Consider the following 1227-nt stretch of genomic DNA (forward strand, 5'->3'; position numbering starts at 1 on the left):
CCGGCCCCAGATAAGCTGGATAAACAACGGATCGTAGCCGGCCTCGATCAGGTGGGTGACGTAGGAATGCCGCAGGGTGTGCAGGGACAACTCGTCCGGCAATCCAGCGGCTTTCCTGATGCGTTGGAAGGCCCGGTCGAAGTTGCGGTAGACCGTGGAACCCGAGCGCTCCGAGGGCCACATGCTGGCTGAACGGTCCGCGGTGGCGAAGCGTTTACGGCCATCGGGGGAGAGCCAGTACTCCAACTGACCGACGACCCAATCGAACTCCGGGACGGTCAGCACGGTCCGGCGCCGAGGGCCTGAGCCTTTTGTTCCTTTGGCCCACCGCACCTGGAGCGCACCGAACCGGCCGAACTGTTCAACGTGGGGATTAGGGCCGAAATCGACGTACTCAAGCATGGTCAGTTCACGACGGCGCAGCCCGTAAGCATAGGCAACCTTGAACGCCGTCGAATCCCTCAACGCCGGCAACCAACGCTTGGAGCGTTTGGCAAACTCCGTATCGATCAGATCATCAGCGGCATCAAAGAACGTTTGAAGCTCTGCCCGGGCGAAGGCCCTCCGGCGCGGCGGCATGGCATCGTCAGTGGTATGCCGCGGTGAGTTCCACTCAAATACGACCTGCACCGGGATGTCGGCGAACACCCGTTCGCAAAACGCTGCCCACCCATAGCGCCCGTCGGTCACGTACGCGCAGAACGCCTTGATAGCTCCCGCGTTGGACCTGAGCGTGGACAACGCCAGGCCTTTCTCTGAACTGCGACGGTCTGCGAGGAATTCGTCCACGTTATGTGCCGACCATGTCCACGGATACTCGTTCGCGTGCTCCTGGAACCGCTCAACGACACTGCAGGAGCTTTTGATGTAGGCGTTTGAGAGCCCGCGTGCCAGCATCTGCGCCCGCCAACCATCAAGCATCGCCTCGAAAACCCGGTCTTCAGCCCGCAGCAGCCCAACGTTCTCAGTGTTCAGAAAGGCAGGAATCCGGCCAGGTTCGATGTTCACAAGCCAAACTCTACGCAAGAATCTCTCATTAAATGAGAGATTACGCCGCTAGAGCGCGCAATGACGCGGTCGAGCTGCTGGTCATCATTCAATCCCATCACATGCGAACGATCCCTGACGTGGGAAAACGCTGCATGGCAGGTTGAGACGAGTTATCTCATCCACTTCTACTCGTCCCACTCGGATGCCGATAACGGATATTATGTCGCGTTGTAATGA

At 59.2% G+C, this 1227-nt stretch carries 1 protein-coding gene; it reads right to left on the reverse strand.

Translation table 11 applies throughout. The annotated features are described in order from the left end of the window. Window positions 1–1008, reverse strand: a 1008-nt coding sequence (locus EU811_RS20645) for a tyrosine-type recombinase/integrase (protein WP_142940158.1), incomplete at its 3' end; no start/stop codon positions are given. Window positions 1009–1227 lie beyond the last annotated feature (219 nt).

It is taken from the genome of Arthrobacter sp. TS-15 (assembly GCF_006964045.1).
GTDB lineage: Bacteria > Actinomycetota > Actinomycetes > Actinomycetales > Micrococcaceae > Arthrobacter.